The 22,935-nt window shown below is 42.0% G+C and carries 24 protein-coding genes; 23 read left to right on the top strand and 1 reads right to left on the bottom strand.

Annotated features, from left to right (window positions below):
- The first annotated feature begins 48 nt into the window (after window positions 1-48).
- The 18 genes from prmA (at window position 49) to recO (ending at window position 15,935) form a co-directional block, all read left to right on the top strand.
- On the top strand, window positions 49-993 hold the full coding sequence (gene prmA, locus UFB30_RS08215) for a 50S ribosomal protein L11 methyltransferase (protein WP_322421195.1): 945 nt from the start codon (window positions 49-51) through the stop codon (window positions 991-993).
- Between the two features lie 6 nt (window positions 994-999).
- Complete coding sequence (locus tag UFB30_RS08210; RefSeq protein ID WP_322421194.1) at window positions 1,000-1,752, top strand: 16S rRNA (uracil(1498)-N(3))-methyltransferase; 753 nt, start codon at window positions 1,000-1,002, stop codon at window positions 1,750-1,752.
- Between the two features lie 4 nt (window positions 1,753-1,756).
- On the top strand, window positions 1,757-3,094 hold the full coding sequence (mtaB, locus tag UFB30_RS08205) for a tRNA (N(6)-L-threonylcarbamoyladenosine(37)-C(2))-methylthiotransferase MtaB (protein ID WP_322421193.1): 1,338 nt from the start codon (window positions 1,757-1,759) through the stop codon (window positions 3,092-3,094).
- A 263-nt stretch (window positions 3,095-3,357) separates the two neighbouring features.
- Entirely contained in the window at window positions 3,358-4,029 is a 672-nt protein-coding gene (gene deoC / locus UFB30_RS08200) for a deoxyribose-phosphate aldolase (protein ID WP_322421537.1), read from the top strand.
- 281 nt (window positions 4,030-4,310) lie between these two features.
- Entirely contained in the window at window positions 4,311-4,484 is a 174-nt protein-coding gene (gene rpsU, locus UFB30_RS08195; protein WP_039809800.1) for a 30S ribosomal protein S21, read from the top strand.
- A gap of 20 nt (window positions 4,485-4,504) precedes the next feature.
- Complete coding sequence (locus tag UFB30_RS08190; protein ID WP_322421192.1) at window positions 4,505-4,951, top strand: GatB/YqeY domain-containing protein; 447 nt, start codon at window positions 4,505-4,507, stop codon at window positions 4,949-4,951.
- A gap of 191 nt (window positions 4,952-5,142) precedes the next feature.
- A complete protein-coding gene (locus tag UFB30_RS08185) occupies window positions 5,143-6,459 on the top strand; it encodes an NfeD family protein (RefSeq protein WP_322421191.1) in 1,317 nt (438 codons plus the stop codon).
- 18 nt (window positions 6,460-6,477) lie between these two features.
- A complete protein-coding gene (gene floA, locus UFB30_RS08180) occupies window positions 6,478-7,476 on the top strand; it encodes a flotillin-like protein FloA (RefSeq protein WP_322421190.1) in 999 nt (332 codons plus the stop codon).
- A 17-nt stretch (window positions 7,477-7,493) separates the two neighbouring features.
- Window positions 7,494-7,925, top strand: a complete 432-nt coding sequence (locus UFB30_RS08175) for a YqfB family membrane protein (RefSeq protein ID WP_322421189.1) — start codon at window positions 7,494-7,496, stop codon at window positions 7,923-7,925.
- A 53-nt stretch (window positions 7,926-7,978) separates the two neighbouring features.
- The gene (locus UFB30_RS08170) at window positions 7,979-8,263 is read left to right on the top strand and encodes a YabP/YqfC family sporulation protein (protein ID WP_322421188.1); all 285 of its coding nucleotides are present in this window, start codon (window positions 7,979-7,981) and stop codon (window positions 8,261-8,263) included.
- A complete protein-coding gene (locus UFB30_RS08165; RefSeq protein WP_322421187.1) occupies window positions 8,256-9,431 on the top strand; it encodes a sporulation protein YqfD in 1,176 nt (391 codons plus the stop codon). The genes UFB30_RS08170 and UFB30_RS08165 overlap by 8 nt, the downstream gene beginning before the upstream one ends.
- Window positions 9,428-10,393 carry a PhoH family protein gene (locus UFB30_RS08160; protein ID WP_322421186.1) on the top strand — a complete coding sequence of 322 codons (966 nt, stop codon included), beginning with the start codon at window positions 9,428-9,430 and terminating at the stop codon, window positions 10,391-10,393. The genes UFB30_RS08165 and UFB30_RS08160 overlap by 4 nt, the downstream gene beginning before the upstream one ends.
- 329 nt (window positions 10,394-10,722) lie before the next feature.
- Window positions 10,723-12,870, top strand: a complete 2,148-nt coding sequence (locus tag UFB30_RS08155; protein WP_322421185.1) for an HD family phosphohydrolase — start codon at window positions 10,723-10,725, stop codon at window positions 12,868-12,870.
- Window positions 12,867-13,343 (top strand): rRNA maturation RNase YbeY, encoded by a 477-nt coding sequence (gene ybeY / locus UFB30_RS08150; protein WP_322421184.1) that lies wholly within the window; start codon window positions 12,867-12,869, stop codon window positions 13,341-13,343. The genes UFB30_RS08155 and ybeY overlap by 4 nt, the downstream gene beginning before the upstream one ends.
- Before the next feature lie 2 nt (window positions 13,344-13,345).
- Entirely contained in the window at window positions 13,346-13,708 is a 363-nt protein-coding gene (locus tag UFB30_RS08145; RefSeq protein WP_322421183.1) for a diacylglycerol kinase family protein, read from the top strand.
- Between the two features lie 135 nt (window positions 13,709-13,843).
- Window positions 13,844-14,242, top strand: coding sequence for a cytidine deaminase (locus UFB30_RS08140; RefSeq protein WP_322421182.1), 399 nt, complete (start codon window positions 13,844-13,846; stop codon window positions 14,240-14,242).
- Window positions 14,235-15,140, top strand: coding sequence for a GTPase Era (gene era, locus UFB30_RS08135; protein WP_322421181.1), 906 nt, complete (start codon window positions 14,235-14,237; stop codon window positions 15,138-15,140). Before UFB30_RS08140 ends, era begins: the two co-directional genes overlap by 8 nt.
- Before the next feature lie 24 nt (window positions 15,141-15,164).
- A complete protein-coding gene (recO, locus tag UFB30_RS08130; protein ID WP_322421180.1) occupies window positions 15,165-15,935 on the top strand; it encodes a DNA repair protein RecO in 771 nt (256 codons plus the stop codon).
- A gap of 46 nt (window positions 15,936-15,981) precedes the next feature.
- Here recO and UFB30_RS08125 read toward each other — a convergent pair whose 3' ends face one another.
- On the bottom strand, window positions 15,982-17,349 hold the full coding sequence (locus UFB30_RS08125; protein WP_435390870.1) for a glycine--tRNA ligase: 1,368 nt from the start codon (window positions 17,347-17,349) through the stop codon (window positions 15,982-15,984).
- Between the two features lie 375 nt (window positions 17,350-17,724).
- Here UFB30_RS08125 and ccpN point away from each other — a divergent pair, with 375 nt between their 5' ends.
- The 5 genes from ccpN to rpoD all read left to right on the top strand — a co-directional run bounded on the left by ccpN (window position 17,725) and on the right by rpoD (window position 22,867).
- Entirely contained in the window at window positions 17,725-18,363 is a 639-nt protein-coding gene (gene ccpN / locus UFB30_RS08120) for a transcriptional regulator CcpN (protein WP_435390802.1), read from the top strand.
- A gap of 12 nt (window positions 18,364-18,375) precedes the next feature.
- Window positions 18,376-19,185, top strand: coding sequence for a pyruvate, water dikinase regulatory protein (locus tag UFB30_RS08115; RefSeq protein WP_322421177.1), 810 nt, complete (start codon window positions 18,376-18,378; stop codon window positions 19,183-19,185).
- A 205-nt stretch (window positions 19,186-19,390) separates the two neighbouring features.
- Window positions 19,391-19,858, top strand: a complete 468-nt coding sequence (locus tag UFB30_RS08110; protein ID WP_322421176.1) for a YaiI/YqxD family protein — start codon at window positions 19,391-19,393, stop codon at window positions 19,856-19,858.
- Window positions 19,859-19,905: 47 nt separating this feature from the next.
- Complete coding sequence (gene dnaG, locus UFB30_RS08105; protein ID WP_322421175.1) at window positions 19,906-21,714, top strand: DNA primase; 1,809 nt, start codon at window positions 19,906-19,908, stop codon at window positions 21,712-21,714.
- Between the two features lie 22 nt (window positions 21,715-21,736).
- On the top strand, window positions 21,737-22,867 hold the full coding sequence (gene rpoD, locus UFB30_RS08100; RefSeq protein ID WP_322421174.1) for an RNA polymerase sigma factor RpoD: 1,131 nt from the start codon (window positions 21,737-21,739) through the stop codon (window positions 22,865-22,867).
- Window positions 22,868-22,935 lie beyond the last annotated feature (68 nt).

Below are 22,935 nucleotides of genomic sequence, written 5' to 3'. Positions count from 1 at the left end.
GTCAGGGCTAACTGCCCTGACAGCCTGAAGTGAAATGGAGCTGGTCTGATGAAGTGGTCAGAAATAAGTATTCATACAACAAATGAAGCAATTGAACCGATTTCAAATATTTTACATGAAGCTGGTGCCAGTGGAGTTGTGATTGAGGATCCGGGTGAGTTATTAAAAGACAGAGAAGATCAATTCGGGGAGATTTATGATCTAAATCCTGAAGATTATCCTGATTCAGGTGTAATGGTTAAAGCATACCTGCCTGTTAACAGCTTTCTGGCAGAAACTGTAGACGGGATAAAACAGGAAATCAGTAACCTCGTCTCATTTAATATTGATATTGGTGAAAACAAAGTGTATGTCAGTGAAGTAAATGAGGAAGACTGGGCAACGGCATGGAAAAAGTATTATAATCCGGTGAAAATTTCTTCAACTTTTACCATTGTTCCAACGTGGGAAGAGTATGAAAGAGTATCAAGTGATGAACTGATCATTGAGCTTGATCCCGGTATGGCTTTTGGGACAGGAACTCACCCTACAACGGTGATGTGTATTCAGGCTTTAGAACGTACCGTAGTTAAAGGGGATACAGTCATTGATGTAGGAACAGGATCAGGCGTACTGAGTATCGCAGCTGCCTTACTGGAGGCTTCATCAGTGTATGCCCTCGACCTTGATGAGGTTGCAGTAAAATCAGCACTTGAAAATATCAGCCTGAATCAAGTTGAAAAGATTGTTTCTGTATCACAGGGGAACCTGTTAAGCGGGACTTCAGAGCCGGTGGATGTGATTGTCGCAAACATTCTTGCAGAAGTCATTCTCACATTTACAGATGATGCTTATTCAATGACCAAGCCGGGTGGCACTTTTATCACTTCAGGTATCATCAGGCAGAAAAAAGACACGGTTAAAGAAGCACTGAAAGCTTCAGGCTTTGAAATCGATGAAGTCATGACAATGGAAGACTGGGTAGCCATTATCGCTACCAGACCGGAAGAGTGAATATAAATGCAGCGTTATTTTATTAATACGAAGCTGGATGAAGATGGCTTGTTTTTAGTAGAAGGTGAAGATTACAAACACATTGTACGTGTGATGAGAATGTCTGAAGGTGACAGATTCATTGCAGTATTTAATACGGATGAAGTGTTTGAATCAGAAATTGTTAAAATTGAAGAAACTCATCTGGTTGGCAAAAAAGTATCCGAAATCACCAATCAGTCCGAACTCCCGGTCAACGTAACAATCGCACACGGGCTTCCAAAAGGTGATAAGCTTGAATATGTGATTCAGAAAGCGACTGAACTTGGCATGTCAGCTTTAATACCATTCAGTGCTGAAAGGTCCATTGTGAAGTGGGATCAGAAAAAAGGTAAAAAGAAGGCTGAGCGATGGAACAAAATTGCTAAAGAGGCAGCTGAGCAGTCTCACCGCTCCGTGATTCCACTAATTGAAGAGCCTTTTACCCTGAAGCAGCTACGTTCGTCTTTTCATGAATATGATGCTATCATGATGGCATATGAAGAGGATGCCAAATCAGGGGAATCATCAAATTTCCACCGGTTTTTGAACCAATTGAAACCGGACAGCAACATACTGGTCATTATCGGACCTGAAGGCGGTTTATCTGAAAATGAAGTAAAGCAATTTATTGAGGATGGAGCAGTCAGCTGCGGGTTGGGACCAAGAATATTAAGAACTGAAACCGCACCATTATACATATTGGCTGCGTTTTCCTATCATTTTGAATTAATGAGGTGAAAAAATGGGAACAGTCGCATTTCATACATTGGGATGTAAAGTAAACCATTATGAAACAGAAGCGATCTGGCAACTGTTTAAAGCAAACGGGTATGACAGAGTGGAGTATGAGCAGCCATCTGATGTATATGTGATCAATACATGCACTGTAACAAATACAGGTGATAAGAAGAGCCGTCAGGTAATCAGACGAGCGATTCGTAAAAACCCTGATGCGGTCATATGTGTGACAGGCTGCTATGCGCAGACGTCACCTGCAGAAATTATGGCCATTCCCGGTGTTGATATCGTAGTCGGAACACAGGACCGTACGAAGATGCTGGATTATATAGAGCAGTACAGACAGGAACGCCAGCCGATCAATGGCGTAACAAATATTATGAAAAACCGCGTCTATGAAGAGCTTGATGTACCGGCGTTCACTGACCGTACACGTGCATCCCTTAAAATACAGGAAGGCTGTAATAACTTTTGCACGTTCTGTATCATTCCATGGGCACGCGGTCTGATGCGCTCAAGAGATCCTGAAGAAGTAATCAGACAGGCTCAGCAGCTTGTTGAAGCAGGCTATAAAGAAATCGTTCTGACCGGGATCCATACAGGTGGATACGGTGAAGATATGAAAGATTATAACCTTGCGATGCTTCTGACAGACCTTGAACAAAAAGTAAAAGGACTTAAGCGTATCAGGATTTCATCAATTGAAGCAAGTCAGCTGACAGATGAAGTCATTGAAGTTATTGACCGTTCTAAAATGGTGGTTAACCATCTTCATATTCCACTTCAGTCCGGTTCAAATACTGTCCTGAAAAGAATGAGACGTAAGTACACGATGGAATTTTTCGCTGAAAGACTTGAAAAACTTAAAAAAGCATTGCCTGGTCTTGCGGTTACATCTGACGTCATTGTAGGCTTCCCGGGTGAAACTGAAGAAGAGTTTATGGAGACATACAATTTTATCCGTGAACAGAAATTCTCAGAACTGCATGTATTCCCGTATTCAAAGCGTACCGGTACACCGGCAGCAAGAATGGACGACCAGGTGGATGAAGAAGTGAAAAATGAACGCGTTCACAGACTTATTTCACTTTCAGATCAGCTTGCAAAAGAATATGCATCCAATTACCAGGATGAAGTGCTCGAAGTGATTCCGGAAGAACCATTCAAGGAAGATACAACAGGATCACTATATGTCGGGTATACAGATAACTACCTGAAAGTAGTGTTCCCTGCTAATGAAGATATGGTAGGTAAGCTTGTGAAAGTCAAAATCACAGAATCAGGCTATCCTTACAACAAAGGTGAGTTTGTAAGAGTGCTTGAAGAGGAACTATCAGTCTGAGACTGGGACAAAACAATTTCTAACTAATATCACAGTGCAGCGAAGCGAAAGGCGGCGACTCCGGGACGATTAGAGGGAAGCTAAGACCCCGGAAAGCGAAGCTTGAGGAGGCTCAGCAACCTCCGTCCGGAATGCGTCCGCCTGAAGCGCAGCGAAACGATGAAGAGAATGAGACAATCTTTTGTCCTGTTCTCTTTTTTATTAGGCATTTAAGCCTCATAGTGTTAAAATAGGTACGTACATCTAATTGAAAAGGGGCAAATATCATGACAGAAATCGCAAAAATGATCGACCATACATTATTAAAGCCGGAAGCAACGAAAGAACAGATTACAAAACTGTGTGAAGAAGCAGCTGAACACAGCTTTATGTCTGTTTGTGTAAATCCGTACTGGGTGAAGCTTTCTTCAGAATTACTTCATACAACTGATGTAAAAGTCTGCACAGTCATCGGCTTCCCTCTTGGCGCTTCTGCGACAGAGACAAAAGCTTTTGAAACAAAGCAGGCAATTGAAGATGGTGCTACAGAAGTAGACATGGTGATCAATATCGGAGCTCTTAAAAGTGGCGACTATGATACAGTCAAGCAGGATATTCAGGCTGTAACAGCTGCTGCGAAAGGTAAAGCACTGACAAAAGTGATTATTGAAACGTCTCTTCTGACTGATGAAGAAAAAGTAAAGGCTTGTGAGCTTGCTGTTGAAGCAGGTACTGATTATGTAAAGACTTCTACCGGTTTCTCAGGCGGCGGTGCAACTCCTGAGGATATTGCGCTAATGAGAAAAACTGTAGGTCCTGACCTTGGTGTGAAGGCTTCAGGTGGCGTGCGTTCTGCAGAAGATGCGCAGGCAATGATTGATGCAGGTGCTACACGTCTTGGCGCAAGTGCAGGGATCAAGATTATTCAGGGACAAACTGCTGACAGCGACTACTAAGCCCGATTATTTTTACCCAAACTATTAACAATGACTTAACTGAATGAACGGTTAAAATCTAGAAGTCTTTTCAACTCTCAAACGAGAGCTGAAAAGGCTTCTTATTCTTTCGAATACCTGTTGACCAGCACAATGTCTTGGTTTATACTGTATAAGTACATGGGATTACCCCATGAATGTCAGTAAGTATCCCTATCTTACTGCATGCAATGAAGAATTCACACACGTGATTCTCTTTGCTTGAATATGTAAGCGTAGTGTTCGGAGGGAGGGAATTAGAGATGTCAAAAACGGTCGTTCGTAAAAACGAATCACTCGAAGATGCTCTTCGCCGCTTTAAAAAGACAACATCAAAGGCTGGTACTCTTCAGGAGTTCAGAAAGCGTGAATTCTATGAAAAGCCAAGCGTTAAGCGTAAGAAAAAGTCTGAAGCTGCAAGAAAGCGCAAATTCTAATATAGGAGCAGGTGCATGAAGTGAGTATGCTAGATCGTCTGAATGAAGATATGAAAACAGCAATGAGAAGTAAGGAAAAGGAACGTCTGTCAGTAATTCGGATGCTTAAGTCTTCATTGCAAAATGAAGGATATAAGCTTGGTCACAGCGATTTATCTGAAGACGAAGAATTGACTGTTCTTTCGCGTGAGCTTAAACAGCGGAAGGATTCTTATACTGAGTTCAAATCTGCAGGAAGAGATGATCTTTCTGAAAAGCTTCTTGATGAAATTGCCTTAATCGAAACCTATATGCCCCGTCAATTGACTGAAGAAGAGCTTGAAGTCATTGTAATCGAAACGATCAATGAAACGAACGCTTCCTCTAAAGCTGATATGGGCAAAGTGATGAGCAGCATCATGCCTAAAGTAAAAGGCAAGGCTGATGGAGCCCGTATTAATAAAATGGTACTCCAACACTTATCATAAAACTGGATTTGTTGAGTCAGGTTCAGACAAATCAAGCCGTGTATGCAATGTGCAACACGGCTTGATTTTTTTATGTGGAACATTCAGAATAAAATTAAGATTAAAAAATGAAACCTTTTCTTATTACATACGTATAACAGGTAAGTCATGAATTGCTAACCAGTCACTGGCATAAAGAAGGGGGGAGAGAAATGAAAACGATTGGAGTGAAGTTGTTCGCTGCCATGATCGTATTACTGTCAGTTTTCTCAGTTGTTCAGCCTGCTGATGCAAATGCCGAGAGAGTCTATGTGGCGCCTGTAAAGAAAGAAGTTGAAAGAGGCCTGGCATCTTTTCTGGAAAGGTCCATTGAAGAAGCAGAGGAAAATGATGCTGAAGCATTAATTCTTGATATCAATACGCCTGGCGGAGCAGTGAATGCAGCTGAGGAAATTGGGGAAATTATGTTGGACAGTCAGGTTGATCTGATTGCATATATTAACCCGAATGCATTATCTGCCGGCTCATATATTGCGCTATATGCTGATGAAATCTATATGTCACCTTCAGGTAAGATGGGCGCTTCTGCTGTGATTACAAGTGCTGGCGGAGACGCTGACAGAAAAGCACAAAGTGCCTGGCTTGCTGCCATGATCAATGCAGCAGAGTCTTCTGATAAAGAGAGGGACCCGATTTTTGCTGAAGCAATGGTCGACCAGTCAATTGAAATACCGGGACTTGTTGATGAAGGTGAGCTTTTAACGTTTACACCAGCAACTGCTGAAGAAAACGGATATTCTGAAGGGACTTTCGAAAGTCTCGATGAATTGATTGCCAGCCTTGGCTATGAAGATGCAGAAATTGTATCGGTTGAACCAACTTTTACAGAAAATCTTGCAAGGTTTGTAACGAATCCGATTGTTGTACCAATTCTGCTTTCAATGGCAAGTCTTGGACTGGTGCTTGAATTATATTCACCAGGGTTTGGGATTGCCGGTTCATTGGGACTTGGTGCACTGCTTCTGTTCTTCTTTGGTCATTTAATCGCAGGACTTGCAGGAATGGAAGTACTGATTTTATTCCTGATTGGTGTTGGCCTTGTGATTGCAGAGTTTTTTGTACCGGGTGGTATTCTGGGTATCGCAGGACTTGTTGCAATCGTTGTCAGTATCCTGCTTGCAGGAGAAAGTATTGCATTCATGGGTATTGCATTATCTGTAGCACTTTTGGCTGCAGTGATTGGGATGGTGATTATGGTGAAATTCCTTGGTAAAAATCTTCACCTGCTGAAGAAAATTATCTTAAGTGATTCAACCAATACAGAAAGTGGTTATGTATCGAATATCAATCGCCACGAGCTGATTGGACAGACAGGCATAACAAGAACAGCATTAAGACCTTCAGGCACAATCATTATAGAGAACGAACGTATTGATGCAGTGAGTGAGGGCAGTTACATTAACAAAGATCAGAAAGTATTAGTTGTGAAAGTGGAAGGATCACGCATTGTGGTCAGAGAAGTTGATTAATTTTAAGGAGTGAATGGAATGGGGACAGAAGCAATTACGTTAATTATTATTGTTGTTGCTGCAGTAATCGCCATTAGTGTACTGTTTACATTTGTACCAGTCGCACTATGGATCTCAGCATTAGCAGCAGGTGTTAAAGTCAGTATCTTTACATTAATCGGGATGAGATTAAGACGAGTGATCCCTAGCCGCGTAATTAATCCAATGATTAAAGCGCATAAGGCCGGAGTAGACGTAAGTATTAACCAGCTTGAGAGTCACTACCTTGCAGGAGGTAACGTTGACCGCGTAGTAAACGCACTTATTGCAGCGCAGCGTGCAAATATCGAACTTGCATTTGAACGATGTGCAGCCATTGATCTTGCCGGCCGTGACGTATTACAGGCTGTACAGATGAGTGTAAACCCTAAAGTAATTGAAACACCATTTATTGCCGGTGTAGCGATGGATGGAATTGAAGTAAAAGCAAAAGCGAGAATTACAGTACGTGCAAACATTGACCGCCTTGTTGGTGGTGCTGGTGAAGATACAATCGTTGCCCGTGTAGGTGAAGGGATTGTCAGTACGATTGGTTCAAGTGATAACCATAAGAAAGTGCTTGAGAATCCTGACCTGATTTCACAAACTGTTTTAGGAAAAGGCTTAGATTCAGGTACAGCGTTTGAAATCCTCTCGATTGATATTGCCGATGTTGATATCGGTAAGAATATTGGTGCGGAGCTTCAGACAGAGCAGGCTGAGGCTGATAAAAATATTGCACAGGCGAAAGCGGAAGAACGCCGTGCAATGGCTGTAGCACAGGAGCAGGAAATGAAAGCCCGCGTTGAAGAAATGCGTGCAAAAGTTGTCGAAGCTGAAGCAGAAGTTCCGCTTGCGATGGCTGAGGCACTGCGTGAAGGCAATATTGGTGTGATGGATTATATGAATATCAAGAATATTGATGCAGATACTGATATGAGAGATTCAATCGGTAAAATTACCGGTAATAAAGACGACAAAGGTGACAGCAAAAAATAATGTAGGGGGCTGACTCCGTGGAGATTATCATTATGGCGATCATTGCGGGTGTCATCAGTCTTCTAAATAAACAGAAGAAGGAAGCACCTGCAGAAAAACCGCCGGTACAGAAGCCTACAGTATCTAAACCTAGGAACCTGAAAGAAACGTTTGATAAGCATGCAAAGCAGTTGGCTGAAGAATACGACAAACAGCGCAAAACATTTGAGGAATCTCAAAGACCGAAGCGTGAAACCCGTGAACAAAGTCAGTTAAAAAAACAGGCAGATCCAGTCGTTTCTCAGGAGATTGCAGTTGATAGAAAAGTGAAGCCAACTGTACCAACAGATCCGATCAAAGAGTCTGATATCACGATCACAAAAGAATTAAAACCGAGTGATGTCGTTAATGGTATTATTTTTGCAGAGGTTCTCGGACCGCCAAGAGCAAAACGTAAACACAGACATTGAATGTCATGCCCCCCTCAGTTAAGACATAATCTTAACTGGAGGGGGTTTTTTACATGGTTAAAAAACATTGGTTAAGCCGGGCTGCTGACTGGCTGGACCTGCCTGAAGACCTGATTACTGATTTGCCGAGAATTGAGTGGGTTGCACTGAAAACAGTAAAAATAGAAAATCATAAAGGGATTATTCACTATTCTGATTCATCTATTGTGTTTAATGTCAGAGCTGGAGTGATTATCATTACCGGAGAACATTTGATGATCAGCAGCCTGTCAAGTGAGTATGCATCTGTACAGGGGGAAATTCGTCAGATTCAGTTAAAGGGTCAGTCTGATGATTAAGCAGTATCTATATGTCAAAGTAGAGCTCACAGGAGAGAACAGCAGCCTCGTGATCAGCCGTTTATTAAACAATAAAGTTCCGGTTGAAAACATTATTTATACGCAGGAAGGAACAACATTTGTCATCCGTTATACAGACCTATTTCTATTGAGAAGAGCAGTATTTAAATCGGGAAATACGGTCTCGCTCAGCAATGAAGGTAAAAATCAGGAAGTTCTATCTTTTGTGAAGGAAAATGTTCCTTCAATTGCAGCGTTTTTATTATCTATGTTTATTTTTTTTCAGGCTTTTCAATACATATGGTCTGTCGAGATCACAGGCGCCGATCCCGAGATCAGGGATGAGGCAGCTGAGGTACTGCTCGAAAACGGAATAAAGGCGGGTATCCGGCAATCTGATCTTTTACTGAATCAGCAAAGCGCATCTATTTTATATAAAGAAATAGAACAGTTGTCATGGAGCGGATTCGAAAAAAAAGGATCAAAGTTGATGGTCACGTTAAGAGAAAAGGATTTTCTGGATCAGGATGAACAGAATCAGCAGGCCCATCTCGTCGCTTCCAAGACGGGAACGATCCATACTTTATCTGTGAGTTCAGGGACGCCTGTTGTGAAAAGCGGGGATGTGGTATCAAAGGGAGACATACTTGTTTCAGGTTATATCGGCAGAGAAGGTTATGAAAAAGGGGTCAGAGCAAGTGGGTCTGTTAAAGCTTTAACATGGTATACAGTCAATGTAAGTATGCCAGTCAAAAATCAGCTAAAAAGAATCACAGGGGAATCGCACAGCGAATATGCACTGCAATTTAAATCTTATCAAACGCCTTTTATCTCTCATAAAAGAAATTCATTTAAAAATCAGATCAAACAAACCACTGACCATCCGTTATCCATCTTTGGATTCAATCTGCCGGTCAAGCTGGTTGAACAGAGATACAAAGAAGTAACGGTGCTTGAAGCTGATCTTCAAAAAGACCAGTATAAAACAGTGCTTAAAGAAATTGCTGCAAGAGATGTACGGACTCTTACAGAAGGTAGCGGGCAAATTCTGGAGGAGAAAATTTTGCATGAAGATATTGAGAATGGTAAAGTTAAATTAACAATTTTTTATGAAGTATTAGAAAATATTGCAGAACCTAAACCTTTTACCGAGGAGACACGCGAATGATTGAAGAACGGATTACTGTAGACATCAAATTGGAAGATCCGAATGAAGCAGTCCAGCTGTTTGGGAATTCTGATTCACATCTTAAAACAATTGAAGAAGACCTGGATATATCCATAATTTCCCGCGGAGAGTCATTGCGGATTACCGGGAAGAATGAAGATATCGAAAAAGCTAAAAATGTCATTAGTCAATTGCTCGGCGTGATCAGAAAAGGCGTTCAGATCAGTCAGAGAGACGTAATCTATGCAGTTCAGATGTCTCAAAGAGGGACGATTGAATATTTTGATGAGCTATATGATGAAGAAATCACAAAAAATGCGAAGGGTAAACCGATCCGGGCAAAAACAATGGGTCAGCGCCAGTATGTGAATGAAATTCGCAAAAGAGACCTGGTCTTTGGTATAGGGCCTGCCGGTACAGGTAAAACGTATCTTGCTGTTGTGCTTGCAGTCCACGCATTAAAAAATAATAAAGTAAAAAAAATTATCCTGACAAGACCGGCAGTAGAAGCTGGTGAAAGTCTCGGCTTTTTACCTGGTGACTTAAAAGAAAAGGTTGATCCTTATTTAAGACCATTATACGATGCACTGCATGACGTGTTAGGGACAGAACAGACGCAGCGGTTCATCGAGAGGGGTATTATCGAAATTGCGCCTCTTGCATACATGAGAGGCCGTACACTTGATGATGCCTTTGTTATTCTGGATGAAGCGCAGAATACCACGTATGCTCAGATGAAGATGTTTTTGACCCGACTGGGGTTTGGATCGAAAATGGTCATTACCGGTGACCAGAGCCAGGTAGATCTTCCAAATGGAATGGAATCCGGTCTGGTTGCTGCCCAGAAAATCCTGAAGGGTGTACCTGGAATCGGGTTTAATTATCTTGACCAGGCTGATGTTGTCAGGCACCCGCTTGTAGCGAAAATAATCGGCGCATACGATCAGAAGGGCAGCGTATAATTTTTTTAGGCTGCGACAAAATGACTCATAAAAACTAATTAAACAGGATTTTTAATGAAATTTAAGTGTAGCGGAGCGTAAGGCGGCGACTCCAGGACGAATAGAGGGAAGCTGAGACCCCACAGCCGAAGGCGAGGAGGCTTAGCAACCTCCGTCCGAAAAGCGTCCGCCTGAAGCGCAGCGAAACGGTTATGGAACCCGGGACAATTTGTCCGGGTTCTTTTTTAATTGATTCAAAATGTCTAATATCGGAACTATACATTATTTGCTATACTATAAGTTAAGATGATTCTAAATTCTTACATACTAGTATTCCGGGAGAGGATTTTATGCAGAAATGGGTCCGAAGCATGAAGGATCTTTTACATTATACTTTCTTTAAATGGATTCTATTATCAATTGTAGGACTGGCTTCTTTTCTGCTGCTATTTTCTCATGTCAGTCCGGATACTTATAATACCCGCCTGTTTTCCGTTGCTGATGAAACCATCCGCTCGCCTAAAACGATTGTGGATGAGCGTCTGACGGAAGCGGAAAGAGAAAGAGCTGCTTCTGAGGTTGAGCCTGTCTATCAGTACAGACCGGAAACGACAGATAACAGAACGTCTATGGTCAGCTCGATATTCGAATTTGCAAAGGATTATAATCAGACCCCTGAAGAAGATGAACCTTTGTCGGAGCAGGCTGTTTCATCTGACATGCTTGATAATCTGAAAAATGCGCTTTCTGAGGACGTTTCGGAGAATGTAACAGAATCTATTTCAGATCAGACATTCAGACAGCTGCTTTCCGCTTCTGATCAGGGTCTTGAGGAGGCTAAAGGCATTACCATCGACCAGGTTGAAAGGGTGATGCAGGAGCCGTTTAAACAGGAAGAAGCACTAATGAAGAAGAATGAAGCTGCAGATTATATTGCACAATTCTCTTTGAGTAATGATTTAATGAATGCGTCTATGGACCTTGCAAGGTTTGCTGTCATTGAAAATAACATCTATGACCCTGAACAGACAGAAGCAAGAATTTCTCAGGCTGTGGAAGCGGTTGAGGCTGTGCAGATCCTGGAAGGTCAGGTAATTGTACAAAAGGGCTATCTGATTGACAGAGATGTTTACAGGCAGCTTGATGCACTTGGGCTGACAACAAATAATACAAGCCCTGAGCCATATATTGGATTAGCGTTATTCTCATTATTAATTATGCTGATCCTTCATTTTCATTTTTCATCCTGGAAGATCAATGAAGAAACAAAAGGGGTCTATCTCGTTTTAGTCAGCATTATACTGGTTCTTTCATTATCACTGATGAAGGCTGCTGAACTAATCAGAGAGCTGGAAATACTACAGGTAGGCTATATTTTCCCTGCAGCAATGGCACCGATGTTATTAAAGAGTATGATTAATACAAGGGTTGCATTAATTATTACAATGATCCAGGCGTTGTGTGCAAGTATCATTTTCAATGATATGATGACTGGCGCAGTGAATGTAGAAGTATCTTTGTACTTTTTATTCAGCGGATTAGCCGGGATTTTATTCCTTTCAGATAGTAAAAGAAGAACCTATCTGCTGAGGGCTGGTCTTTTTGTATCAGCAGCAAACCTGATCTTTCTCTTTTCACTCACCCTGATAGAAAGCGGACAGTTATCGGCAATTGACTATACACTGTTTGCAGTATTTGCGATTATCTCCGGCGTGCTGTCATCCATACTGACAATCGGACTGCTGCCATTATTTGAGTCGGGCTTCGGTATATTATCCACAATGAAACTGGTTGAACTTTCAAACCCAAACCATCCGCTGCTGAAAAAGATTCTGACAGAAGCACCGGGTACTTATCATCACAGCGTCATGGTCGCAAATCTTGCTGAAGCAGGCTGTGAGGCGATAGGGGCGAACGGGCTTCTTGCAAGGGTAGGCTGTTATTATCATGATATTGGTAAAACGAAAAGGCCCCACTATTTCATTGAAAACCAGATGTCAGGGCATAATCCCCATGATCATCTGGATCCTCAGACGTCACGTGATATTATTATTGCGCATGCAAAAGACGGGGCAGAGCTGCTGCGTAAATATAAGCTGCCTAATGAATTTATTGACATTGCAGAGCAGCATCATGGAACAACATTGCTAAAATATTTTTATTATAAAGCCAAGGAAAAGGGATTGGATCCGAATGAAGACGAATACAGGTATCCGGGTCCAAGACCGATGACCAGAGAAACAGCTGTTATTTCAGTAGCAGACAGTGTTGAGGCTGCTGTCAGGTCTATGAAGGATCCGACGCCTGAAAAGATCAAAAAACTTGTAGAATCGATCATTCAGGACAGACTGCAGGATGGACAGTTCAATGAGTGTGATATTACAATTAAACAGCTCGAGACAATTAAGAAAGTATTCTGTGAGACACTCAACGGGATTTTTCATTCAAGAATTGAATATCCCGACTTTAAAAAAGAAGAGAGGAAGAAGGAAGCATGACAACATTACACATAGATTTTCTCGATGAGACAGAATTGCTGTCAGAAAAAGATTCAAAGCTGATCAGCGACCTTCTTTCATTTGCAGCGAAAGAAGAAGGAATTGATGAAGCAGAATGTTCAATTTCATTTGTTACGAATGAGCAGATCAGAGTGATCAATAAAGACTATCGCGGAAAAGATAAGCCGACTGATGTGATTTCCTTCGCGCTTGAGGAAATGACTGAAGAGGAAATGGCTGTCATGCCTGCCGCTGATATGCCAAGGATGCTTGGAGATATTATTATCTCAGTTGAAAAAGCGAAGGAACAGGCTGAAGATTACGGTCATTCTTTCTCAAGAGAACTGGGCTTTCTCGCACTTCACGGGTTTTTGCACCTGTTAGGTTATGATCACATGACAGAACAGGATGAAGCTGCAATGTTTGGCCGGCAGGACGAAATTTTAAAAGGCTTCGGGCTTTCGAGGACCTGATGATGAAACCTAAGAAATTTATGCTTTCTTTTAAATTCGCCGGACATGGACTGAAAGATGTTTTTAAACAGGAGCAGAATTTCAGGTTTCATACAGTGGCAGCTGTGTTAACAATCACTGCAGGATTTATTTTTCGGATCAGCAGTATTGAATGGCTGTTCATTACCCTTGTGATTGGAAATGTCATGGCACTTGAATTAATTAATACCGCGGTTGAGCGGACCGTGGATCTGATATCGCCGGAGGATCATCCACTTGCGAAGAAAGCAAAGGATGCTGGCGCTGCATCAGTTTTGATTTTCTCTGTCGCTGCTGCAGTTGTGGGTGCAATCATTTTTATACCAAAAATGATTTCAATGATGTAATCCGGAGTTTTTACATTAATTCAGCGCTCGTTTATAGTATAATAACAAGGAAGGAGAACTACTTAACCGGTTCGGTGAGTCTTCTCCTTTTTTTAACCTTAAAAATCTAACGATATCGTTTAAAGGAGTATTTATATGGATTTCAATCTGCTGATTAAAGAAGCAAAAGAGGCACGTGAAAAAGCTTATGTACCTTATTCCAAATTTAAGGTCGGAGCAGCGCTGCTGACTGAGGATGGGAAAGTACATCACGGCTGTAACATTGAAAATGCAGCATACAGCATGTGTAATTGTGCAGAGCGCACAGCACTGTTTAAAGCGTTTGCAGAAGGAGACCGTAAATTTAAGGCGATTGCAGTTGTAGCTGATACGAAGCGTCCTGTTCCACCATGCGGCGCCTGCCGTCAGGTCATTGCAGAATTATGCCCGCAGGACATGACTGTATACTTAACAAATCTATCAGGTGACATTCAGGAATTAACCGTTGCTGAACTGCTGCCTGGTGCATTTATGCCGGAGGATTTAAATGGATAACAAACATAAATCAGGATTTATCTCAATTGTAGGAAGACCAAATGTAGGGAAATCGACGTTCCTGAATCGCGTCATTGGGCAGAAGATTGCCATCATGAGTGACAAGCCTCAAACAACAAGAAACAAAATACAGGGTGTGCTGACAACGAACGACAGTCAGATGGTGTTTATTGATACACCTGGTATTCATAAGCCTAAGCACAAGCTTGGTGACTTTATGATCAAAATGGCAACAAATACGTTCAGGGAAGTTGACCTTATTTTATTTATGGTTAATGTGGATGAAGGCTATGGCCGCGGTGATGAATATATCATGGAACTTCTGCAGGGTGTTAACACACCGGTCTTTCTCGTATTGAATAAAATTGATACCGTGCATCCTGATGAACTGCTGCCAGTTATCGATCAGTACCGTTCGAAGTTTAACTTTACTGAAACTGTTCCGATTTCAGCACTGGAAGGCAACAATGTAGAAGTACTGCTTAATCAAATTTCTGAGTATCTTCCTGAAGGACCGCAGTATTACCCTGCCGATCAGGTGACAGATCACCCTGAGCGTTTTATTATTTCAGAACTGATCCGTGAAAAGGCGCTTCATTTAACACGTGAGGAAATTCCGCATTCAATTGCTGTTTCAATTGAACAGATCAAGAAGGAAAAAGGACGTGAAGTCATTGATATTATGGCGACAATCGTTGTGGAGAGAGACTCTCAAAAAGGCATCGTTATCGGTAAGCGGGGTGCAATGCTGAAGGAAATCGGTCAGCGTGCACGGGAAGATATTGAAAACCTGCTGGGGTCAAAAGTATACCTCGAACTGTGGGTGAAAGTACAAAAAGACTGGCGGAATAAAGCCAACAGCTTACGGGACTTCGGTTTTAATGACAAGGAGTATTAAGCCGGTCTAAAGGAGACTTGTCGAATGCTTCATAAGTGTGAGGGAATCGTCATCCGGACAAGAGATTATGGAGAAACAAATAAAGTAGTCATTCTATTTACAAGAGAATTGGGAAAAGTGGCACTGATGGCCCGAGGTGCTAAAAAGACCAACAGCCGCCTTTCATCAGTGTCACAAATGTTTACCCATGGCATCTATCTTTATCACGGCGGCAGCGGTATGGGCTCACTTCAGCAGGGGGATATGATCAGCTCTTCAAGGACGATGAAAGAGGACCTGTATAAAGCAGCGTATGCCTCTTACATGGCTGAACTGCTTGATAAAGCGGTAGAGGATCGTAAGCCTGATCCGTTTTTATTTGAGCTGCTGCAGCAATCATATGCACTTATTAATGAAGGATATGATGAAGAAGTCATCTCCTATATTTTTGAACTGAAGCTTCTTCCTTTATTCGGCGTACAGCCGGTATTAAATCAGTGTGTAAACTGTGGTGCAGGAGAGGGTGACTTTTCGTTTTCATTCAGAATGAACGGTTTTCTTTGTCACCGCTGTGCTCACCTTGACGACTACCGTCTGCCGCTCTCAAGTAAAGCGGTCCGGATTATCAGACTTTTTTATTTTATCGATCTGCAGAGGCTTGGGAAAGTTTCTTTACAGGAAAGCACAAAGCAGGAATTAAAAAAAGTCATCAGAACCTATTACGATGAATATGTCGGTGTTTATGCCAGGTCCAGGTCTTTCCTTGATCAGATGGATCGTATGAAAAAGACAATGGAAGGTCCTAAAGACACATAAAAAGCGTGCAGCCCTTATGCTGCACGCTTTTTATCGTTATAAATTGTTAAAACTTAATTTTATCCTCAATAAACGCCTGTACTTCAGCAATCGGCATACGGATCTGTTCCATTGTGTCACGGTTACGGACCGTTACCTGCTGATCTTCAAGTGAATCAAAGTCAAATGTAATGCAGTAAGGCGTACCGATCTCATCCTGTCTTCTGTAACGCTTACCAATTGACTGAGATTCATCGTAATCAACCATAAAGTGCTGTGACAGCTGTTCAAATACTTTGATGGCTTCACTGCCAAGTTTCTTTGAAAGAGGCAGTACAGCGGCTTTATAAGGTGCTAACGCCGGGTGGAAGCGCAGGACCGTTCTGCTGTCATTTTCGAGCTCTTCTTCTTCATATGCGTCACAAAGGAATGCGAGTGTTACACGGTCAGCACCAAGAGAAGGTTCAATACAGTACGGTACATACTTCTCATTGGTCTGCTGATCAAGATACGTAAAATCTTCATTTGAATGTTCCATATGCTGCTTCAGGTCAAAGTCTGTACGGTCAGCAATTCCCCAGAGTTCACCCCAGCCAAATGGGAATTTGAATTCAATGTCAGTCGTTGCATTACTGTAATGGGAAAGCTCATCCTCATCATGGTCACGCAGACGCATGCTGTCTTCCTTCATGCCCAGATTTAACAGCCAGTTCTTACAGAATTCTCTCCAATAGCTGAACCACTCAAGGTCTTCGCCCGGCTTACAGAAAAATTCAAGTTCCATCTGTTCAAATTCACGTGTACGGAAAGTGAAGTTTCCAGGTGTAATTTCATTTCTGAAACTCTTACCAATCTGGCCGATGCCAAATGGTACACGCTTTCTCATTGTGCGCTGTACATTCTTAAAGTTAACGAAGATCCCCTGAGCTGTTTCCGGACGCAGGAAGATTTCATTTGTAGAGCCTTCAGTTACACCCTGGTGCGTCTTGAACATCAGGTTGAATTGTCTGATGTCCGTGAAGTCCTTCGCGCCGCATGTCGGACATGCCACGTCATACTCTTCAATCAGCTCCGCCATACGGCTGAATGGAAGGCCGTCAACGATAATTTCTTCACCTTTTTCCTCAATTGCAGCTTCGATCAGCTTATCCGCACGGTGTCTTGCTTTACAGCTTTTACAGTCGATCATTGGATCGTTAAAGTTTCCGATATGCCCGGATGCTTCCCAAGTTTTCGGGTTCATCAGAATAGAGGCATCAAGACCTACATTATGTGGAGACTCCTGAATAAATTTCTTCCACCATGCTTTTTTAATATTGTTTTTCAGTTCAATTCCAAGAGGACCGTAATCCCAGGTATTTGCAAGACCGCCATAAATCTCAGAGCCGGGAAATACAAATCCTCTGTGCTTGGCAATGTGTACGATATCATCCATGTTTTTACTCATGTTTATTCACTCCTTTTTAGTGTTGCTGTGCATGAAAAAAGCACCGTCCCTGGACTAGATCTGTCTAGTCCAGGGACGGTGCTTCTTGACCGCGGTTCCACCCTGATTGATGCTTTAAGCATCCACCTTGATTTGCTGCATTGCTCCAGAGTGCCGTTTCCCTTTGTTCCGGGCTTTCACTATCCCCGGTCGCTTGTTTAAAGGTACTTATTGCTCTTTCATTGCGCACGTCATTTATCTTTAAACAATCCTAACACGCTTTACTTGAATAGACAATAAAAATATATCTCAAACCATTTACTATGACGGGATATTCATTTAGTATATAATATTGGTAAACAGTATAACACTATTGAATTTCGGGTGGTGAACAATATCGAACTGAATAAAAGACAATCTGAAATTTTACGGATTGTAAAAGCAGACGGACCAATTACAGGTGAACAAATTGCCGACAGACTGCATCTGACGAGGGCAACACTGCGACCGGATTTAGCGATTTTAACAATGGCAGGTTTTCTGGATGCACGCCCAAGAGTCGGCTATTTTTATACAGGAAAGTCAGGTACACAACTATTAACTGAAAACCTGAAAAAGCTTTATGTGAAGGATTATCAGTCTATGCCGGTGGCAGTCCAGGATAATGTATCTGTATACGATGCGATCTGCCATATGTTTTTAGAGGATGTTGGTACGTTATTTGTACTGGATCAGAAAAGCCATCTCGCTGGTGTCGTTTCACGAAAAGACCTCTTAAGAGCAAGTATCGGACAGCAGGACTTAACGAGTCTGCCGGTAAATGTTATTATGACAAGGATGCCAAATGTAACATACTGTGAAGCGGATGATCTGCTGGTAACCGTCGCTTCTAAGTTAATCAGTAAACAGATTGATTCCCTGCCGGTTGTTAAAAAGACAGAGGCGGGTTATGAAGTATCGGGCAGAATCACAAAAACAAATATTACAAAAGCATTTGTCAGCTTGTCAAAGGATGAAGGATAGGATGGTGGAGTCATGAACGAAGTGAATGTATATGTCGTATCAGACTCGGTTGGTGAAACTGCTGAGCTTGTTGCAAAAGCCAGCGTCAGTCAGTTCCGGCAGTCAAGAAAGGCAATTACAATCAAACGGTTTCCGTATATAGAAGATAAGGGTCATGTGGATGAAGTCATCTCACTCGCGAAAGAAAATCAGGCAATCATTGTCTACACACTTGTAAAGCCTCACGTTCGCACATACATTGAGGAACAGGTAAGACTGCATCAGCTGACTGCACATGATGTGATGGGACCGATTGTCTCCTCGCTGCAGGAAGTATGTGAGGAATCTCCGATCAATGAACCCGGGATGGTACACGATCTTGATGAAGATTACTTCAGAAAGATTGAAGCAATTGAATTTGCGGTGAAATATGATGATGGCCGCGACCCAAGAGGGATACTTAAGGCAGATATCGTATTAGTCGGTGTATCAAGAACGTCAAAAACACCACTTTCACAATACCTGGCCCATAAAAGACTGAAAGTGGCGAATGTCCCGCTCGTACCTGAAATAGAGCCGCCGGAAGAGCTTTTTATGGTCAATCCAAATAAGTGCTACGGGCTGAAAATCAGTTCTGATAAATTGAATCATATCAGAAAAGAGCGTTTAATTGCTCTTGGTCTGAAGGATGATGCAACCTATGCAAAAATGGAGAGAATCAAAGAAGAGCTTGAACATTTCGACCGTGTTATCGGAAGAATGAAATGTCCGGTGATTGATGTGACTAACAAAGCGGTTGAAGAAACAGCAAATGTTATTTTAAATGATTTAATGAACGGCTGACCGGTAACAGATGTCAATGTGGCATCTGTTTTTACATTGCCTGAAGACACAAAAGACTCTTTCCGGCGTAAAAGAGATGAAAATCAGACAAAACAATTTGTCGAAAATAATGGCGGCAGACTCACAAATGTACTATAATAAAAAATTGTGATAAAAAGATACGCTAAAAAAGGATTTTTGCGTAAAAACGCAGAATGGTACCTCTATGGAACATAATCTTAACGTTAGTATTTATGTAGATGCAGATGCGTGCCCCGGTGAAGTTAAAAACATGATTCTTGAATATATCTCTCTGGCCGATATCACGTTTGTAGCGACTTACAATCATTACAGTCCGAATTCAGATCAGACATTATGGACTTATATTGATGAAGGAAGCGAAGCTGTGGATTTATATATCCTGAACCGTGTGAAGCCGGGAGATTTAGTCATTACACAGGATATTGGTCTTGCTTCACTCGTACTGACAAAAGGGGTTTATGCCATTTCTCCCCGGGGAAAAGAGTACAATCAAGACACGATCGAAACCAGCTTGTCATTTAGATATTTGTATCAGGAGGAAAGAAAAAAAGGCAGGTTTCATTCTGGTCCAAAAAAAGTTTCTAAAAGTGAGCTGGACGCATTTTCAGCACGTCTGATAAAATTTTTGAATGAAAATGCAGGAAAAAAATGATTTTTGACGAAAAGTACAGTATCACAAGTTAAGTTGGTGGTGAATAAGTGCCAGAAAGAATACCGGAAGAAGTTGTGGATCAAATCAGGTTAAACACCGATATAGTCGATGTGATCAGTGAATATGTTCAACTGAAAAAACAGGGGCGGAATTATTTTGGTCTTTGTCCTTTTCATGGAGAGAATTCACCGTCTTTTTCAGTATCACCGGAAAAACAGATTTTTCATTGTTTTGGCTGTGGTGCAGGCGGAAATGTCTTCACATTTTTAATGGATCATAACGGCATGTCTTTTCAGGAGTCAGTAGCATCGCTTGGCGAGAAATCTGATGTACAGTTTGAGTTCAGCTCACCTGAAGAAATTGAGCCGGGTCATGTCAATCTGAATGAAAAAGCACAGCTTGAAGGCATCAGTCTTCTTGAAAAATTATTTCATCATTTACTGATGAATACAGAAGAAGGTCATGAAGCACTTGAATACCTTTTGGATCGGGGGTTTAATGAATCACAGCTTAATCAATATCATATAGGCTGGGCATTGCCCGGATGGGAAACAGCTTCAAAGCTGCTTGAAAAGAAGGGGTTTGATCTGTCACTGATGGAGGAAGCCGGGCTTTTGATCAAGCGTGATGACGGATCCTATTTTGACCGGTTCCGAAACCGCATTATGTTTCCGATCGAAGATGCCAAAGGCAGGACTGTAGGATTTTCAGGGAGAATCATCAAACCTGAAAAAAATGAACCTAAATACCTGAATAGTCCGGAATCGCCTCTGTTTCAAAAAAACACTCTGCTCTTTAACTTTCACAGAGCCAGGGGTCCGATACGGAAAGAAAAATATGCTGTTTTATTTGAAGGGTTTGCAGACGTCATTGCCGCCTCAGAGACCGTATCAAACGCTGTAGCCACAATGGGAACGTCATTAACTAAACAGCACATCCAGCAAATCAAAAGGTTAACTGATACAGTCGTGATTTGCTACGATGGAGATAACGCAGGAACGGAGGCAGCTTTTAAAGCTTCAAGAGAGCTTGCTTCAAGTGGTATCACTGTTAAAGTAGCCAGACTTCCGAATGGAATGGATCCGGATGATTATATTCAGAAGTTTGGATCCGGGCAGTTTAAGAGTGAAATTATTCAGCATGCTTCATCTTTGATGGCTTTTAAGATGTGGTATTTACGTACCGGTAAAAACCTTCAGACTGAAGATGGCAGATTATCTTATATTAATGCTGTGCTGCCCGAGATTTCCAGCTTAAGCAGTGCAGTTGAGAAAGAATTATATCTAAAACAGCTGTCAGATGATACGGGTGTTTCTTTTTCATCTTTAGAAGAGCAGCTCAAGACGTATCTGCCGGTACAGGAGGATATCCAGGTCAGGAACGAACCAATCGCTCCTCCGCCTAAAAAGACATCAATCCTGAAAGCATATCAAAGGGCAGAAAGATACCTTCTTGCGTATATGATGACCGGAAATGAAACAGCTTATACCGTTCAGGATATGATGGAAGGTCTTTCATTTCCTTCCGATGACTACCAGGCGATCTATACCTATCTTCTTGCCTATGTGGAAGAAGGGGGGGCGCTCGAGCCGGGCGCATTTATTGAGTATCTTCCAGATAGACATTTACGCTCCCAGGCAACAGAATTAAAAATGCTGGAATTAAATGCTGAAGTAACAAAGGCTGAATTAGCAGATTATATAAATGAATTAAATAAATACAGGCAAGTAAATGTGATCAGACAAAAAGAGGCTGAATTAAAACAGGCCGAACAGATAAATGATATAAAAACAGCCACAGCACTGGGAATGGAAATTTTTCAACTGTGGAAAGCTCTAAAAGGGCAACATCGTTAGGAAGTTGGAAGGAGGGGGACTAATGGCTGAGAAGTCAACACGTTCCAAGCAGACAGAACCTGAAACAGCAACACTCGAATCGGTAAAAGCACAATTACTCGAGGCAGCGAAAAAAAATGGTGAGATTACCTATGAAGATATCGCAGAAAAACTGGCAGGGTTTGAATTAGATACAGAACAGATTGAAGAATTTTATGAACAGATTGGTGAACAGGGCGTTGAAGTAATGAAAGAAAACGCTGATGCAGATCCTTCTGTGACAGAGCTGGGTAAAGAAGCTGAGGAAGAATTTGATCTGAATGACTTAAGTGTTCCACCGGGTGTTAAGATCAATGATCCTGTCAGAATGTACCTGAAGGAAATCGGCCGGGTTGACCTGCTATCGGCTCAGGAAGAAATTAACCTTGCGACAAGAATCGAAGAAGGCGATGAAGAGGCGAAGAGACGCCTTGCAGAAGCGAACCTGCGACTTGTTGTCAGTATTGCTAAGCGATATGTCGGAAGAGGCATGCTGTTCCTTGATTTGATTCAGGAAGGTAATATGGGGCTGATCAAAGCGGTTGAAAAGTTTGATTACAGAAAAGGCTTTAAATTTAGTACGTATGCAACATGGTGGATCAGGCAGGCAATTACGCGTGCAATTGCCGATCAGGCGCGTACGATACGTATACCGGTTCATATGGTTGAAACAATTAATAAACTGATCCGCGTTCAGCGACAGCTTCTTCAGGATCTGGGCAGAGAGCCATCACCTGAGGAAATTTCAGAAGAAATGGATCTTACTCCTGAGAAGGTAAGGGAAATTCTGAAAATTGCCCAGGAGCCGGTTTCACTTGAAACGCCAATCGGGGAAGAAGATGATTCACATCTTGGAGACTTTATTGAAGATTCCGAAGCTCAGTCACCATCGGATCATGCTGCTTATGAGCTCCTGAAAGAGCAGCTGGAGGATGTGCTGGATACCCTGACAGATCGGGAAGAGAACGTATTAAGACTTCGTTTTGGTCTGGATGACGGTCGTACCCGTACACTTGAAGAAGTCGGTAAGGTGTTTGGTGTAACGAGAGAGCGTATCCGTCAAATCGAGGCAAAAGCATTAAGAAAACTGCGTCACCCAAGCAGAAGTAAACGTCTGAAAGACTTTTTGGAATAGAAAAATAGCTGGCAGCTGCCAGCTATTTTTTTGCCTTTTTTTTCTTCTGTTAATCCAGTATAGTCAAT

It is taken from the genome of Jeotgalibacillus haloalkalitolerans, from assembly GCF_034427455.1.
GTDB lineage: Bacteria > Bacillota > Bacilli > Bacillales > Jeotgalibacillaceae > Jeotgalibacillus > Jeotgalibacillus haloalkalitolerans.
Note: the sequence above shows the minus strand (reverse complement) of the source record. Positions and strands in the feature narration are given on the sequence as shown.